The sequence below is a fragment of the Lacticaseibacillus suilingensis genome (genome assembly GCF_016861845.1).
GTDB classification, from domain to species: Bacteria; Bacillota; Bacilli; order Lactobacillales; family Lactobacillaceae; genus Lacticaseibacillus; species Lacticaseibacillus suilingensis.
Map to the genome: position 1 here is coordinate 1 of NZ_BOLV01000025.1, position 16431 is coordinate 16431.

13 protein-coding genes and 1 riboswitch are annotated in these 16431 nt (G+C 54.2%); of the genes, 3 read left to right on the forward strand and 10 right to left on the reverse strand.

The window, feature by feature from the left end; genetic code table 11:
* From ftsH to pth, 9 genes are all read right to left on the reverse strand, one after another.
* On the reverse strand, positions 1 to 2175 hold a 2175-nt coding region (gene ftsH / locus JUF11_RS11705; RefSeq protein WP_204119731.1), incomplete at its 3' end, for an ATP-dependent zinc metalloprotease FtsH.
* A 74-nt stretch (positions 2176 to 2249) separates the two neighbouring features.
* Positions 2250 to 2789, reverse strand: coding sequence for a hypoxanthine phosphoribosyltransferase (gene hpt / locus JUF11_RS11710; RefSeq protein ID WP_125579510.1), 540 nt, complete (start codon positions 2787 to 2789; stop codon positions 2250 to 2252).
* A 16-nt stretch (positions 2790 to 2805) separates the two neighbouring features.
* Positions 2806 to 4101, reverse strand: coding sequence for a tRNA lysidine(34) synthetase TilS (tilS, locus tag JUF11_RS11715; RefSeq protein ID WP_204119732.1), 1296 nt, complete (start codon positions 4099 to 4101; stop codon positions 2806 to 2808).
* Between the two features lie 155 nt (positions 4102 to 4256).
* Positions 4257 to 4745 carry a S1 domain-containing RNA-binding protein gene (locus JUF11_RS11720; protein ID WP_204119733.1) on the reverse strand — a complete coding sequence of 163 codons (489 nt, stop codon included), beginning with the start codon at positions 4743 to 4745 and terminating at the stop codon, positions 4257 to 4259.
* A gap of 86 nt (positions 4746 to 4831) precedes the next feature.
* Complete coding sequence (locus JUF11_RS11725) at positions 4832 to 5203, reverse strand: FtsB family cell division protein (protein ID WP_204119734.1); 372 nt, start codon at positions 5201 to 5203, stop codon at positions 4832 to 4834.
* A gap of 69 nt (positions 5204 to 5272) precedes the next feature.
* The gene (locus JUF11_RS11730) at positions 5273 to 5536 is read right to left on the reverse strand and encodes an RNA-binding S4 domain-containing protein (protein ID WP_125579506.1); all 264 of its coding nucleotides are present in this window, start codon (positions 5534 to 5536) and stop codon (positions 5273 to 5275) included.
* 22 nt (positions 5537 to 5558) lie between these two features.
* Positions 5559 to 7133 carry a polysaccharide biosynthesis protein gene (locus tag JUF11_RS11735; RefSeq protein ID WP_204119735.1) on the reverse strand — a complete coding sequence of 525 codons (1575 nt, stop codon included), beginning with the start codon at positions 7131 to 7133 and terminating at the stop codon, positions 5559 to 5561.
* Entirely contained in the window at positions 7123 to 10635 is a 3513-nt protein-coding gene (gene mfd, locus JUF11_RS11740; protein WP_204119736.1) for a transcription-repair coupling factor, read from the reverse strand. Before mfd ends, JUF11_RS11735 begins: the two co-directional genes overlap by 11 nt.
* Positions 10636 to 10772: 137 nt before the next feature.
* Positions 10773 to 11330 (reverse strand): aminoacyl-tRNA hydrolase, encoded by a 558-nt coding sequence (gene pth / locus JUF11_RS11745; protein WP_204119737.1) that lies wholly within the window; start codon positions 11328 to 11330, stop codon positions 10773 to 10775.
* A gap of 325 nt (positions 11331 to 11655) precedes the next feature.
* Here pth and JUF11_RS11750 point away from each other — a divergent pair, with 325 nt between their 5' ends.
* Together JUF11_RS11750 and cbpA are read left to right on the forward strand one after the other, a co-directional pair.
* Positions 11656 to 12633 carry an L-lactate dehydrogenase gene (locus JUF11_RS11750; RefSeq protein WP_125579502.1) on the forward strand — a complete coding sequence of 326 codons (978 nt, stop codon included), beginning with the start codon at positions 11656 to 11658 and terminating at the stop codon, positions 12631 to 12633.
* Between the two features lie 148 nt (positions 12634 to 12781).
* Positions 12782 to 13447, forward strand: a complete 666-nt coding sequence (gene cbpA, locus JUF11_RS11755) for a cyclic di-AMP binding protein CbpA (RefSeq protein ID WP_125579501.1) — start codon at positions 12782 to 12784, stop codon at positions 13445 to 13447.
* Positions 13448 to 13644: 197 nt separating this feature from the next.
* Here the strand turns inward: cbpA and JUF11_RS11760 are convergent, their stop codons facing one another.
* Entirely contained in the window at positions 13645 to 14148 is a 504-nt protein-coding gene (locus JUF11_RS11760) for a QueT transporter family protein (RefSeq protein WP_204119738.1), read from the reverse strand.
* 8 nt (positions 14149 to 14156) lie between these two features.
* Positions 14157 to 14202, reverse strand: a riboswitch (PreQ1 riboswitch).
* A 142-nt stretch (positions 14203 to 14344) separates the two neighbouring features.
* Here JUF11_RS11760 and JUF11_RS11765 point away from each other — a divergent pair.
* Positions 14345 to 16255, forward strand: a complete 1911-nt coding sequence (locus JUF11_RS11765; RefSeq protein ID WP_204119739.1) for a DUF3800 domain-containing protein — start codon at positions 14345 to 14347, stop codon at positions 16253 to 16255.
* Positions 16256 to 16431: the final 176 nt, after the last annotated feature.

Genomic DNA, 16431 nt, shown 5'->3' on the forward strand with positions numbered 1-16431 from the left:
TTCTGGTGTTTCTGGTGTTTCTGGTGTTTCTGGTGTTTCTGGTGTTTCTGGTGTTTCTGGTGTTTCTGGTGTTTCTGGTGTTTCTGCGGCTTCCGAAGGCTCTGCATCTGGCTTGGTGCCTTCAGCGTTATCGGCAGTAGCTTGATCATCAGTGGCCTGATCAGCGGCTGGCTTGCCTTCTTCGGCCTGCTTTTCCTTATCCTTTTGTTCCAAGGCTTTCTTGGCTTCTTCGAAGGTCGCCGCCTTTTCGCTTGGGAATTCAGGTTCCGTTTCCGGCATCTTGCCATCACGGAAGAGGCTGAGGATTTGCTTTTCATCCAAGGTCTCGTACTTCAGCAAGGCTTCAGCAATCAGCTTGTGCTGCTGGCGATGCGCTTCGATGATGTCATGCGCCTGTTGATGGGCTTCGGCAATAATGCGCCGGACTTCATCATCAATGGCCTTAGCGGTCGCCTGTGAGTAAGCCGGCATTTGACCGTAGCTACCACCGACAAATGGCTGGCCGCCTTCAGATTCAAGGGTCACTGTGCCTAACTTGTCGGACATCCCATAGCTGGTCACCATGCTGCGAGCCAGCTGGGTGGCTTGCTCGAAGTCATTGGAGGCCCCAGTGGATTCGGTGCCAAAGACAATTTCTTCGGCAGTCCGGCCACCCATCAGGCCAGCAATTTGTTCGGTAAGGTCTTTCTTGGAAAGCAAGAACTGATCTTCCTTCGGCAACGTGATGGCGTAACCGCCGGCGCGACCCCGAGGAATAATCGTGACTTTCCGCACGACCCGCGAGTCAGACAGCACCAACCCGATAATCGCGTGCCCAGCTTCGTGGTAAGCCACCATGCTGCGCTCGCGCTTGGAAATGACCCGGTCCTTCTTGGCTGGCCCAGCAATGACGCGGTCTTCCGCTTCATCAATATCACTGGCATCAATCTTGGTTTTACCTCGCCGCGCCGCGACCAAAGCCGCTTCGTTCAAGACGTTTTCCAGATCGGCCCCCACAAAGCCTGGGGTTTCGCGCGCCAACTCGCCTAAATCAACATCAGGCGCCAGTGGCTTGTTCTTGGCGTGAACCTTAAGAATGGCTTCACGGCCCTTAACGTCTGGCCGACCCACCAAAATCTTCCGGTCGAACCGACCTGGCCGCAGCAAGGCTGGATCCAGGACATCAGAACGGTTGGTGGCCGCCATCACAATGACGCCTTCGTTTCCAGTAAACCCGTCCATTTCAACCAGCAACTGGTTCAAGGTTTGTTCGCGTTCATCATGACCGCCGCCCATGCCGGCACCACGCTGGCGACCGACCGCATCGATTTCATCGATGAAGATGATGGAAGGCGCATTCTTTTTGGCTTGATCAAAAAGATCACGCACGCGAGAAGCACCGACCCCGACGAACATTTCAACGAAGTCTGACCCGGAAATGGAGAAGAATGGCACGCCAGCTTCCCCAGCCACCGCTTTGGCCAGCAACGTTTTACCAGTACCCGGAGGACCCTCGAGCAGCACCCCGGCTGGGATGCGCGCACCGAGCTGGGAGAATTTCCGCGGATCTTTCAAGAACTCGACCACTTCGACCAGTTCTTGCTTTTCTTCTTCTTCCCCAGCAACATCGGAGAAGCGCACCTTGTTGGCTTTCTTATCCGCCTGCTTGGCCCGCGACTTGCCGAAGTTCATCACCCGGCCATTGCCGCCGCCTTGCCCCGACTGGTTCATCATCATATAGAAGAACACCATGAAGATGACCAGTGGCAGGACCGTGATCAGCAATGTGACCCAAACACTCGATGATGACTCTTCCACGGTATCAACGGTGACTTTATTCTTCGTCGCCGCAGATTCAATGGTCTTCATGTAAGTGTTGTTCGTCGGCACATAAGACGAGAACTTCGTCGTGGCCGGCGAAGACTGGGTCATCAGGCCGACATTGGCCGAGCTGTTGGTGACTTTTTTAGCCTTCCGGTATTCCCCGGAGACCTTATAAACGCCGCCAGATGGTTGGATCTTGAAAGACTTGATCTCGTCTTTCTTCAGCTGTGAGATGAACTGACTTGAGCTCAACTCTTGCGTTTGGGTGCCGCTATTACCACGCAGATACCATGCAAAGCCTGCGACCAAGGCCACAAACAAAATCACATAGGTCAGCGTGTTGCCGAACAGCCCGTTTTGTTTTTTATTCATGCATAACCTCCAGCAACATTAGATGAAACATTTCCCTTATATCTTAATCATACACCATGAGTCAGGCCTTTTGCCTATTCTTGATATACCGCCGGCTTCAAAACGCCGATGTAAGGCAAATTGCGATATTTCTCGGCATAATCAAGGCCATAGCCCACCACGAATTCATTAGGGACCTGGGTGCCGACATAATCGGCCTTGACAGTTTTGATCCGACGCTCAGGCTTGTCCATCAAGGTGCAGATCTTGATGGACGCGGCATTGCGGGTCTGGAACATCTTGATCAGATAGCTCAAGGTGCGGCCAGTATCCACAATGTCCTCAACAATGAGCAAGTCGCGCCCGGCCACGCTGGTATCGAGGTCCTTGAGCACCTTAACTTCGCCGCTGGACTCGGTTTCGTCGCCATAGCTGGACACATCCATAAAGTCGATTTCGACATAGTCATCGATTTTGCGGACGAGATCCGTCATAAACATGATCGCGCCTTTCAAAATACAAATGACCAATGGATTTTTGCCAGCGTAATCACGGTTGATCTGTTCAGCCAGCCGTGAGGTGATCGCATCGATATCGTCCTTGCTATACAGGACTTTTAGTATGTCGTCGTTCATGACCTGCTCTCCTATTTCATTCGATTTGAAGTGCCAATACTGTTTGCAGTATATCAGTTTGTGACCCTTGAAACAATTGACCGCGATCAATTCCCTCAACCCAATAAACGCGGTGGTTTTGGGCCGCCACCAAGGCGGTTTGCCGCTGACTTTGGGGCATTTTTTGATTAATAAAATAACGCCGCAACAGTTGATGCTGACCATTGGCCAATTTCAGCTCATCGCCAGGTTGACGGGTGCGTATCAGCACCGGCCCCGCTGGCAAAACGGCCAGGGCTTGAGCGTGAGCAGGGAGCGCGGTAAACCGGCCTAACTTCAGCGAACCCACCTGGTACCACTGCTCGGCCGTCTCAAGCAAAACGGCCTGCGGTGTTGGCGCAGTCGCCACGCGCCGCAACTCATGATACGCCGCTTCCAGCTGCAAGCCTTGGCCATAGTCAAAGCGGCGACTACCATCGGCGGCTAGCGCAGCCAACACTTGCCTCGCTACCCGCGGGGTTAACACCATGTGCCACCGGGCCAGCGCTGCCTCAAGCAAAATGGCTTGCACCGCCTGAGTTTCAGGCAGAAAACGGCGCCAGTCAACGGTGTCGCCAGGCGCCGGCAACATGCTGGCCACTTGGCGCTGCGCCAGCGCTTCGGTGGCCGCCAGGGCTTGGGTCATCCGTGCCGTATGCGCCACCAGGCTCGGGTTGACCTGTTTCAAAATCGGCGTCACCTGCTGTCTGATCAAGTTGCGACTGTAATGCAAGTCTTGATTGCTGGCATCCTCGGCGTAAGGGATGCCGTGATACTGCGCATAGCTCAGCAATTCAGCTTTGGGGATGGTCAACAGCGGCCGCACCACCCGCAACGGCCCGCGCTGGCTGTCTGGTTTGATCCCCACCAGCGCCGGCAAATGGCCGGTGCGGGCAAGGCGGAACAGCACAGTTTCGACTTGGTCATCCCCGTGATGGGCCGTCATCAGCACTGGCGCCCCAACATTCTGGGCAACTTGGGTCAAAAAAGCGTAACGCGCTTGCCGCGCGGCCGCTTCCAAGCCGCTTTGGGGATGCTGAGCCGCTGGCCACGCGCCCGCTCGAAAAGGCAGGTGCAGCGCCGCGGCAGCATCGGCCACCAGCTTCTGTTCTTGCGCGCTTTCCGGCCGCAACTGATGGTCAAAATGGGCCACGGTGAGCTGTAAGGCATGCCCTTGCAACGGCGCTAACAGGTGCATGAGTACCATGGAGTCAATCCCACCAGACACTGCCACCACCACTTTGGTCCCGGCTGGCAAGGCAAATGGGGCCAAGTAGCGTTCAATTGTTTCCATCATGGCCTCCTTCGCGTGCCATTTACCCTACCATACCAAGACTGGGAAAAACGTCCTACTAAAGTCGGATTCTGACACCTTGTCGCCTGAACTAAAAAAAGAACTTGAAGCAAAGTCAGTCTTTGCTTCAAGTTCCAACTGCGGCAACGCACCATTTAGCTGCGACGTCCGCCGCGACCGCCGCGCTTGCCCTCGGTGTTACGCCGCAAGCTGCTCAGCCGATCTTCGCTTTCCTTGAGAAAGCCTGACATCATGGAGTCAAAGTCATCCTTTGGCGCATCTTTGCCTGGGCGGCTTGGCCGCGCGCCTCGCGGAGCAAACGCTGGCCGGCCGCCGCTATGCACGGGCCGCCCGCCGTCATGATGCGCTTCATGGGGCCGATGTTCCGTGTGGGCATGGCCTTCACCTGCATTTTCAACCGCGCGGCGAATGGACAGGCCAATTTTGCCTTCCTTGATCGACATCACCTTGACGGTTACCGTGTCGCCAACGCTGAGCACATCATGAATGTCCTTGACATAAGCATCAGAGACTTCACTGATGTGCACCAACCCGGTCTTGCCTTCGCCTAAATCGATGAAGGCCCCGAAATTCGTGATGCCTGTGACCTTACCCGCAACCTTTTCGCCAACTTCAACTGCCATATAAAAAGATGTCCTCCTGATTGAATTGTGCCTCTAAGTATACCACGCAAAAACCGGCACGCAACAGCAGCCGCTCGGTTTAGCGGCTATTTCTGCGTGTCGGTTTGCGTTGTCGGCAAGGAGAAGACCACTTCGCCTTTTTTCGACATCAAATAACGTTCCCGAATCAATTTGGCGAGGTAATCCTCGTTGTTCAACTGATCGATTTTCACTTTTAAGTTTGCCGTTTCGGTTTTCTTCTGCTTCAGCGTTGCCTTCGCCGTCGACAGTGTCTGCGAACGCGTTTCAATCGCGTTATGCGTTGACACCAGCTGATAGCTCCCAAAGCCGCAGACCAACAGGAGCGCTGCCAGCATCAACCCCAAACGGCGCTTATGCACCCGGAGCGTACTGGCTGGTTTGGCTGGCGCCGCGGGTTTGGTTGACTGGGGATGAAGCGGCCTGATTTTTTGCTGCATCGAAAGACCCACCTTGCTTGTCTAGTTACTGCCAGTATAGCAAAGTATTCGCTGCCGCCGTGTTACAGTTTAATAACTTTCCTTGTAAGTTTCACTGACCACCGTATACATGTCGCCGGCGGCTTCTTTTTTGGTGATTTCGTTCAGGCCTTGGACCTTCACCGTCAAGGTTTTATTGCCAAACACAATGGTCAACTCGTCCCCCAAGGCAACATCGCTGCTGGACTTGGCGACTTTGCCGTTAATGGAAATCCGGCCTTTATCGGCGATTTCTTTGGCGACGGTGCGCCGCTTAATGATTCGAGATACTTTCAAATATTTGTCTAAACGCATAACAAAATTCCTTTCTATTTGCCTAGTGGTGCTGGGTGAGTTTGCGCCAGGCTTTCATGAAGCGCCGCCCGAATGGAATCGTAAGCACTTCCCGTACGGTATATAGCTTAACCCAACTGGCCAAAACCACAAACAACAACACGCCTAAGGTAATGGTGACTACCAGTAAAATCAGCGCATCCCCGCGGGTCGCAAAGGGCATGTGGGTGGCCACCACATGCACCACCACGCTCATCACGCCGACCACAAAGCATAACCTGAGATTAAACGCCCGCGGATCAAACCCACGCAGCACCGACGGCAAGGCGAAATGCAAGACCACGAAAATCACGGTCAGACTGAGCACCGTACTAAAGGCCGCCCCTAAAGTCCCATGCCGGAAGGTAAACCATTCCGTGCTGATCAGCTTGACCAAAAAGCCGGCCGCCAAAGCATACGCCGTCACCCGCAAATGATTGAGGCTTTGCAAAATCGCATTGTCAGCATTGATCAGCGCCACCAGCACAATACTGAGCGCATACATCCGCAGCGCCGGCGTTTCTGCCGTGCTTCCAAACAGTAGCCGGTTCACCGCTGGCATCAAGGCAATCAGCCCAGCCGCGGCGGCTAGTGAAAGGCCAAAGTTAAAGTGCACCAGTTGCCGCGCTGTGCGGCGAAAGGCAGTACGCCGGTCCTGGGCCACCGCTCGAGTCAACGCCGGTAGCAGTGACGCCGAAAACGAAGTGGCCACGACTAGCCCCAGTTGCACCAGCGGTTGGCCGCGGTCATACACCCCTTTTAAGGCTTTGGCCGCCGCTGGAGTGACGCCGCTAGCCACCAAGCCGCGGGTCACGGTAAAAGAGTCCACCAACTGCAGCAAAATCAGCATCGCAGCAAACAGCGTAATGGCCCCGCCTTCGCGGACAAACCGGGTCATCAGCTGGGCATATTGGTCAAAGCCGCTGAACGCAAAGCGCCGTTTGCGAAAGACCCGGTGATAAGCCGGCCACACCACCAGTAGCGCGCCGAGCCCGCCGAAAAAGGCGCCGCTCATGGCCCAGGTGCCCATTTTGTACACATCCCAGCCGCCTTGCACAGCAAACCAAGCCGCGAGCAAAATCACCGCCACGCGAATCACTTGCTCTACCACCTGGCTAACGGCAGTTTTGGTCATATCAAACGTCCCTTGGAAATAGCCGCGGGCCGTTGACAATAGCGGCATGGTCAAAAACATCAACCCGACGCTTTGAATCAGCGGCGTGAGGCCAGGGTCGGCCATCAACTTGGCAATCAAGCCTGCGCCAAGCTCTAACGCGGCAAACATCCCCACCCCCAGCCAAGTCATGATGACCCGCGCCCGGTGGGTCACCGCGGCTTTAGCCTCGAAATCCGGTGCCTCAGCGACCAGCTTGGAGACAAACACCGGAAAGCCAGATAATGCGAAGGTCATACCGATGCCATACAACGGGTAAACTTGCTGATACACGTAAAACCCGGTATCACCGACCAGGTTCTGGAAGGGCACCCGGTACACGGCACTGAGGATTTTGGCAATTAACGCCCCTAAACTCAGCACCCAGGCGCCGCGCATGGCATGTTTGAATTGATTATTCTCCATCGCCTGCCTCCTGTTGTCCGGCCAGCGCCTTTAAAAAGGCGGTGAGTTCCGCCAGCCAAGCCGCTGGCGCCATGGTTTTAGGAATCTGTAAGGTGACCGTCAGCAACTCGTCGTTAGCCACTTGGGCTTTGAGCTTGGTGTGGGCCAAGGCACTGAACAGCTTTTCGCCGCTGACCTGCCCGCTGGCTTTAGCCGTGAACTGAATCAGCAAATGCTGCTCGTTGCGGGTGATCTTCGCCACTTGGGCCTGATCGGCAAAGCGCTTGAGATGCGCAATCGCCAGTAAGTTCGCTACTGCCTCAGGATAATCGCCAAAGCGGTCGATCAAATCACCTTGCAGCTCGGCTTCCTGCTCATCCGTTGCCGATTCGCGCACCCGCTTGTACAGCTCAATCTTCTGGGCCGAATCCGCCACGTAGCTGTCCGGCAGATAAGCTTCCAAGTCCAGATCAATTTCCGCATCGACAACCGCGCGCCGCTTTTTGCCTTGCTTCGTCGCCACTGCATCGCCAAGCATCTGGGTGTACAGATCATACCCAACGGCATCAATGAAACCGTGCTGCTGGCTGCCTAGTAAATTGCCGGCGCCGCGAATCGACAAATCGCGCATCGCGATTTTGAACCCTGAACCCAGGGCGGTGAAGTCCTTGATGGCGGCAAGCCGCTTCTCCGCTTCCTCAGAAAGGACCCGATTTTGCTTGTACATAAAGTACGCATACGCCACCCGGCTGGACCGGCCAATCCGCCCCCGCAACTGGTACAGCTGCGACAAGCCATAGCGGTCAGCATCTTCAATGATCAAGGTGTTGACATTCGGCATGTCCACACCGGTTTCGATAATGGTGGTGGTGACCAGCACATCAAAGTTGCCATGGACAAAATCGTAAATGACATTTTCTAGCTGGGTTTCGGACATTTGACCATGGGCATACCCCACCGTGGCGCTGGGCACCAGGGCTTCCACTTCCGTGACGGTGCGTTCGATATCTGATACCCGGTTATGCAGGTAAAACACCTGCCCACCGCGTTCCAGTTCTCGCTCAATCGCTTCGCGAATGGCCCCGGCATTTTGCTCCATGACAAACGTCTGAATCGGGTAGCGGTTCGTTGGCGGCGTTTCGATCACCGACAAATCCCGCACGCCAAGCATCGACATGTTCAGCGTGCGTGGGATTGGGGTGGCGGTCAGGGTCAGCACGTCGACATTCGCCTTCAGCGCCTTGAGCTTTTCCTTGTGCTTGACGCCGAAGCGCTGTTCTTCATCCACAATGAGTAAACCAAGGTCATGGTAGTGCACGTCCTTGGACAGCAGGCGATGAGTGCCCACCACAATGTCCAACTGCCCGGCGGCCAAATCCGCCAAGGTGGCTTTGATCTGGCTGTTGGTGCGAAAACGCGACAGCATTCCAATTTTCACCGGAAAATCGCTGAAGCGATCCACCATGGTGTCGTAATGCTGCTGGGCCAAAATCGTGGTCGGCACCAAAAAGGCAACCTGCTTGCCGTTTTCGACGGCTTTAAACGCCGCCCGCAGCGCGACTTCAGTTTTACCGAAGCCGACATCCCCGACCAGCAAGCGATCCATCGGCCGGGACTTTTCCATGTCGTGCTTGATTTCCTTGCTGGCGCGCAATTGGTCTGGGGTTTCCGGATAAGGAAATTCTGCCTCAAAGGCGCGCTGCAAATCATCATCTGGCGCAAAGGCAAAACCCGGTTCCGCTTCGCGCGCGGCGTAGAGTTTGATCAAATCATCGGCAATATCTTCAATCTTGGCGGCCACTTTGCGCTTGGTTTTCTGCCATTCACTGCCGCCGAGTTTGTTAATGCGTGGGGTTTTGCCATCCGCCGCGACATACTTTTGCACCAGATGCAGTTGATTCACGGGAATGAAAAGCTGATCGCCTTTTTGATAGAGAATAGTGATGTAGTCTTGATGGACGCCATCCACCACCAGCGTTTGCATGCCGGTGTATTGGCCAATCCCGTGGTTAACATGCACGACGTAATCGCCAGGCTTCAGCTCGGTGTAGCTGCGCAGGCGCTCGGCGTTCGCCAGCGTTTGATGACGGGCGCGGCGTTTCACTTTGGCGTTAAAGAGCTCATGCTCGGTCACCACCACCAAGTGCGCGCTGGGCAGCTCAAAGCCATTGGCCAGCGACCCTTGCACGACCTGTTGCACCTGCGGCAGCAGGTCATTTTTAGGGCTGATCACACTATCGATTTCAAAATCACGCAGCGTCTGGTTGAGCTTATCAATCCGGGCTTGTTCCTGCACCAAATAGACCACAGTTAAATGCTGCTTGCGCCAGCGGTCGGATTCGGTTTTGAGGAGCGGCATCTGGGAGAAGAACTGCTGAATATTGCGACTCGGTAGCGCCGTCAGCGACTTCAGGCGAACATTACCCATTCCTTTTTGGAATAAGCTCAAATACAAATGGGCGCGGCGCTGATGATGATCCAAGGCCTGCAAGGTGACATTGGGCTGTTCACCCGCAATGCGGCCGCCTTCCGCCAGGCCCGCATACCAGTCGACCGTTTCTTGCACCAAATTAACATCGGCATCCAACAGCCGCGTGTAATCATCAAAAACAATGATGGCATCTTTTTGCAGATAGTCCACCAAGCGCACCGGCTCTGGGTAGAGCGCCGGCATATACAGCGCAAGGGCTTCGGGTCGTTCACCATTAGCCAGCTGCGTCGCGGTCGCCAGCAGGCCATTCGTCAAGGCCTGCTTGGCTTCTTTGGTTTTGGCCTTTGCCTTGGCTTTAGTGCCTAGCGCCGTGAGCGTCGCCCCGGCGGCCTTGAGCACCTCAGGGCCGGCAATCAAATCCGTGGCGGGCGTAATTGTGACGTGATCTAGATTTTCAATGCTGCGCTGGGTGTCCATGGCAAAGCGGCGCATAGAATCCACCGCGGTATCAAACAACTCGATGCGAATGGGATCGTCTTGGTTCAAAGGATAAACATCGATAATGCCGCCGCGAATCGCAAACTGGCCCGGCGCCGTGACCAACTGATCACGTTGATAACCCATTGCGACCAAAGTGGCGGCCAGGGCTTTAGGATCAACTTCCGAATCCAGATTCAGGGTCAACGTTGCTGCCTGCCAGGTGGCTTGCGGCACCAGCAGCCGTTTCATGCCGGCTAAACTGGTGACCACCAGCCCGGGCTGGCCACTGGCGAGCCAGTTCAAGGTGTTGATGCGTTCATTCACCGTATCCGGCGAGCTGACGGCAATTTCTGCCGCCAGCACGTCTTCAACCGGAAAGGACCACACCAAATCAGGCCCCACTAAGGCAGTGAGGTCGGCAATTAATTCTTCGGCATGATACCGATTGTTTTCAACCACCATCAGCTGGCGCTTGGTTTGCCTTAGCGCTGCCGCTAAGAACAACGCCTTGGCCGAACCATCAAGCCCAGTGACCAAATGGCGTCCGGCATCAAGGCCGGGCCATAGCGTTGTTAGCTCTGGCGTTTGCGCCATCATTTCAATGAGATCCATAAATGCTCCTTTAAAGTAAAACGATGCCACGCCCACAAGGCCACCATTGGCATGGTGGCCCCCTAAGCAGTTATTCTGTTTGCATTATCGCACGTTCAAAGTCAGCCCGGCAACGCCGTTAAGGCTTCCTTACATACTCAGTTGTATTTGTTCATCAATTGAGCAAAATCCAGCCCGTGAATCCAGTCATCCGCAGCGTCTTGTAGTTTGTCGATGCCGGTTAGAATCGCGATTTGGTCATCCTTGCTGAAAGGCGTCAGGACCCAATCCACGACTTTTTGCCGCTTTGGATGCTGGATGCCGATTTTGGCCCGGTAAAAATCTTGCGTGCCCAGTACATTGATGATGGACTTTATGCCATTGTGCCCGCCGGCGGACCCGCGTTGGCGCAGCCGCAAGCGGCCCATGGTCATATCCATATCATCTTGAATAATTAAAATCTCATCTGCCGCGAATTGATAGAAGGCTTTGAGTTGGCCCACCGCCCGACCCGAATCGTTCATAAAAGTTTGCGGCTTCACCAGCAAGACCTTTTCCCCATCAACAAAGGCACTGCCGGTTAAGGCATTAAACTCCTGCTTGCGGATCTCGACGTCATACTTTTTGGCTAACGCATCTACGGCCATAAAGCCGATATTGTGCTTCGTTTTTGCATACTGACTGCCTGGATTGCCCAGGCCGACGATCATTTTCATGGTTACCTCCTGCAAGCGGCCACGAGACTTGCGGCCACCTTTTCCGGTATCCAGTATACCAGACCTGGCAAGGAGGCTGAGCATTTGCGAAAATAAGGCTTTGAAAACGCTTAATCAATGATATCCAATTGCTTATGAAAACGGTTGCTTTCATCATTTTTGGCTTGGTGAACAGTTTCACAAAACGCCGCAAGACCGGCTTTTACGGAAATGGTAAGCCAAAAGGTAACTCGGATAAATTTTCTGGAAAGGCGTGCATCCATGAGCAATTGTGTTATACTTCAAGATGAATTGTACACTGCACATATGAAAGGATGATATCACCGTGGCAAATGCTAAAAAAGATCACCAAAAAGTAATTCTTGTTGGTGACGGTGCCGTTGGTTCAAGTTACGCCTATGCAATGGTTTTGCAGGGCATCGCTCAGGAAATTGGGATCGTTGACATTTTCAAAGACAAGACGAAAGGTGACGCGATCGACTTAAGCAACGCGCTGCCATTCACCACGCCAAAGACGATTTACTCTGCTGAATACAGCGACGCCAAGGATGCTGACTTAGTTGTCATCACCGCCGGCGCCCCTCAGAAGCCTGGCGAAACCCGGCTTGACCTGGTTAACAAGAACCTGAAGATTTTGAAGTCTATCGTTGACCCAATCGTTGACTCTGGCTTTAACGGCATCTTCTTGGTTGCTGCTAACCCTGTTGATATTCTGACCTACGCTACTTGGAAGCTGTCTGGCTTCCCTAAGAACCGCGTGGTTGGTTCCGGTACTTCTCTGGATACCGCTCGTTTCCGTCAGTCCATTGCTGAAATGGTCGGCGTTGACGCTCGTTCGGTCCATGCTTACATCATGGGCGAACACGGTGACACCGAATTCCCTGTTTGGTCACACGCTAACATCGGTGGGATCAAGATTTCTGAATGGGTTAAGGAACACCCAGAAATCGATGAAAGCAAGCTGGTTGACATGTTCGAAAACGTTCGTGACGCCGCTTACGAAATCATCAAGCTGAAGGGCGCGACCTTCTATGGTATCGCAACTGCCCTGGCGCGGATTTCTAAGGCCATCTTGAACGACGAAAACGCCGTATTGCCACTGTCCGTTTACATGGACGGCCAATATGGTCAGCATGACATCTTCATCGGTTCTCCTGCCGTGATCAACGCCAACGGGATCCAGAACATTCTGGAAATTCCTTTGACCGACCATGAACAAGAATCCATGGACAAGTCAGCAAGTCAACTGAAGAAGGTTATCACCGATGCGTTCGCCAAGAACGACATCGAAACCCGTCAGTAATTTGACTGATGAGCGCTGTGCTTCGGCACGGCGCTTTTTTTATGGCGTCACGTCACCTCAGTAGCACGTGTCAGCGGCGCAGGTCTGTGGTATTATGGACGAATGAGAAAGTTTTAATGTTCAAATTGGGGAGCTTGGAGGAAACATCATGGTCATCAAATCACTCATCCAGAAAAAGGACGCGTTGACGACGGTTAAGGAAACCGTCACGCTTGAAGAAGCGCTCAAGACGCTTGAGGATTCTGGATTCCGCTGTGTACCGATTGTCGACGAAAGCGGGCAGATTTTCCGCGGCAACATTTATAAAATGCACATCTATCGCCACAAGTCACAAGGCGGTGATATGACGTTGCCAGTGACTTACCTGCTAAAAAACGCCACAAAAACCATTCCCATTGATGCCCCGTTCTTCAAGGTCTTCTTCAACATCAAAGACCTGCCTTACATCGCCGTGCTGGATGAAAATGCCAATTTTTACGGCATCCTGACCCACGCGCGGCTTTTGGCCATGTTGTCTGAATCCTGGAACATCGATGTCGGCTCTTACGTCTTAACCGTGATGTCGACTGGAGCCCGCGGCGACTTGGCGGCGATGAGCAAGATTTTGGCGAAATACGTTTCCATTTCCGGCTGTTTAACGCTCGATGCCAAGCAAGACGAAATCGTTCGGCGCACCCTATTCACGTTGCCAGCCGGCATTGATGAAAACACGCTCAACGAATGCGTCGCCCGCCTTGAACGCAAAGGCTTCCGGGTAGCGGAGATCGATGATTTGCAAAGCGGTCAGCCGCTGCGCATTGACGAAGAAATCTAAAGATTCTGACTAGGGCTGTGACAAAAGGCGGTTTTGGAGCCGACAGGTAGCCTAGCCATCCACCAAGTCCGCACTTTGGACTCAGTGGATGGCGTAGCTACATGCTCGGCTCCGGCCTTTTGGCACGTAACTCTGCTGGAACATTCGAAGTGAATCTAGGGGCTGTGACATTTGTCACAGCCCCTAATTTTTTGCTTTTAATTCACGTACCGGGCAAAATGCACGGTTTTATCGATCACATACATCACTGGCGCGGAAATGGCCATGATCACGAGTTCTGACAGCATCAGGCTGCCATAGGTGACCCAAAATGGCAGATGCGCGGTCCACACGAGCTCGATGGCAATCAGGAACATGGTGACGGTCATCATCACGATGGCTAAAGCCTGACGCTGCCAGACCTTTGGCAGGTGCTGACCGGCCCAAGCCACGACGGCTAGGCCCAGCAGGCTTTGACCGCCGCCAAACAACACATCCAGCCAGCCCATCGGCGAGAACAACGCGTTATAGACAATCACGCCGACCACGACGCCAAACAGGTATTTGCGGTCGAAGGCCACCAGATGGTTGAGAGCTTCCGACAGCCGGAACTGAATGGCGCCACTGGCGAGATTGAACACCCCTGGGGCCCAGGATAAGACGACGTACAAGGCAACGATCAACGCATTGGTGACCAAAGCCTTGGTGGTATTTTGCTTCATAACAATAATGCCTCCTAGTTTTTTAGCGTGGGATGGATTGCGAACCACGACGCTCCAGTTTCCCACGAAATGACGTAGCTGTCCACTGTCAGCCGCGCTTTTCAGAAAATTCTGTGTGCATCCTGCGCGCGATGCCGTACAATAAAAGGGAGTGGTCAAACTTGACCACAATTTTCTCAAAGAAAGTAGGCATAAGATGACAGAAGCGACAGCTTACCGACTGAAGCAGATCATGACCCAAGAACATCTCAGTCTGACTCAGGCGGCCAAGCAGATCGGCATTTCACCTTCCAGCATGCGTAAAGCGCTGAAAGAGACTACGATGAGTCGGCCGATCACCTTCAAGATCAACCGGTTCATCGAGGAACACCCGATCCAACAACAAAAGAACAGTTTCACGATTTTCGACTCTGCAGAAGCCGAATCCGCGCAGCAGGCCAAAGCACCAGCTAAGCGCCAACCCGCTCCAAAAGCGCAGGCCAAAGCTGAGCAGGCGGAAAAGCCTGCCCCAAAGCAGGCGCGCCAGCCACGAGCGGCGAAGGCAACTGGCAAGTCGGCTAAGCAGGGCCAGCAACCGCAAAAAGCAGCTGCAGCTGACCAAAGCAAGCAGTCAGAACCCGCAACCGCCAAGCGGTCCCGGCGCCAGCCGCGTAGCCAAGCGCAAGCCAAGCCAGCCGCCAACCGGCCAGCCCACCGCCAAGCACAAAGCCAGGCGGCAACCGCGGCTGCCACCAGCAAACCCGTGCGTCCGGCAGCGGAAACCCAGGACAATCAAAAGTCCAACCGGCGCCGGCAACGCAGTACCCAGCAAACAGCTAAAGAAACCGCGCCAGTTCAGGCACAAGCCAAACCGGCCACTGAACAGCCTGCAGCCAAGCCCGCTGTAGCGGAAAAAGCCGAAGCTAAAACGCAACGCGAAGGCAACGAGCAGCATCATGAGCGGCAGCGCCGCGGCCGCCGTCCCGAAAAACTTGCCCGCAACACCACCGAACCGGCAGCGTCTCAGTCCGCAACCACGACCCAGACACCGAAGTCAACCAGTCAAACCGCCGTTCAAACGATTGATCACACTGATATTCACCCTGTCCGCCAGGAAACGACCATTATGATATACATGGACGAATCATTCGGCGGCGGGTCTGACTACCAGCGGAACATGTCGATCGGCGCGACTGTGGTTGATCCCGATGACACTCAGGCGTTGGTACCGTTCATGCAGACGCTGTATCCGTTCGGCTGGCAACCTGGCGATGAAGTCAAGGCCCGCGGCAAAGCCCGCGACCAGCTGGAAGCGATGCTGCGCCACGCCAAAAATGCCGGCGCGCAAACCTACGCGGTGTACTCTCCGCTTTCAGATACTGGTAACTTCAGCCTGAGCTTCGGCATTTTGTACCCTTATGTCGCTGCTTTACTCCGGATTTTGGACGCCTTGCCAAGCAAGCCGACCAAAGTGCGGGTGGTCATGGACCAGCGCAGTGAAATCACCGATGAACAACTGGCCATGGCGGCGCGGATGCTGCATGCTTACGTCAAAGCCCAGACCGGCCGTGAAGTGATTTTCATGTTCCGGACCACGGATTCCAAAACCACGATTGGCGTTCAATACAGCGACTTTGTCAGTCACGCCGCGATGATTTTTGGGCCAGACCAAGTCGCCTCCACTGGCATTCACAAACTGCCGAACATCGGCGGTCAACTCGGTGATCAGCTGCAACTCTTTGCCATGGTGGGCTTGCAGAAATACCTCTTGGACGATCGCCCAAGTCAAAACACGCAAAGCGAACCCTTCAACAACCCTGTCCTTAATGCCGCTGACCGCATGGCGCATCTAGCCGCCAAGGCGGCGGACATGGCCGAGGTGCCTGACGAAACTTTCGCCCAAACGAAGCTGGTCATCAACCAACTGCTCCAAATTGCGCCAGCCTCTGTGTCTGGTGCCATCAACAAAATGCCATTCCAGAACTGGTATGACATGATTGCGCGCACCGCCGCCATCCTGCATTACACGGATGAGACCCTGCCGCCATTCAAGATTGACCCGGATGCCATGCAAATCGCGACCGATGCCTTGAACAACATCGCCACACTGCTGGCTGGCGTTCGCTAGACTGATGCCGTCTACCGCACTTCATTGTGCGGTAGGCGGTTTTTGATTCTTTCCAAATAAAAAATCTCGCCGCAGCGAGATTGAGATGTTCTATGTTTAGGGTCTAGAATTTTTGGTGTTGGTAGTAATCAACACTGGAGATGCTAGACCCTTTTTAGATAACAAAAAGACACCTG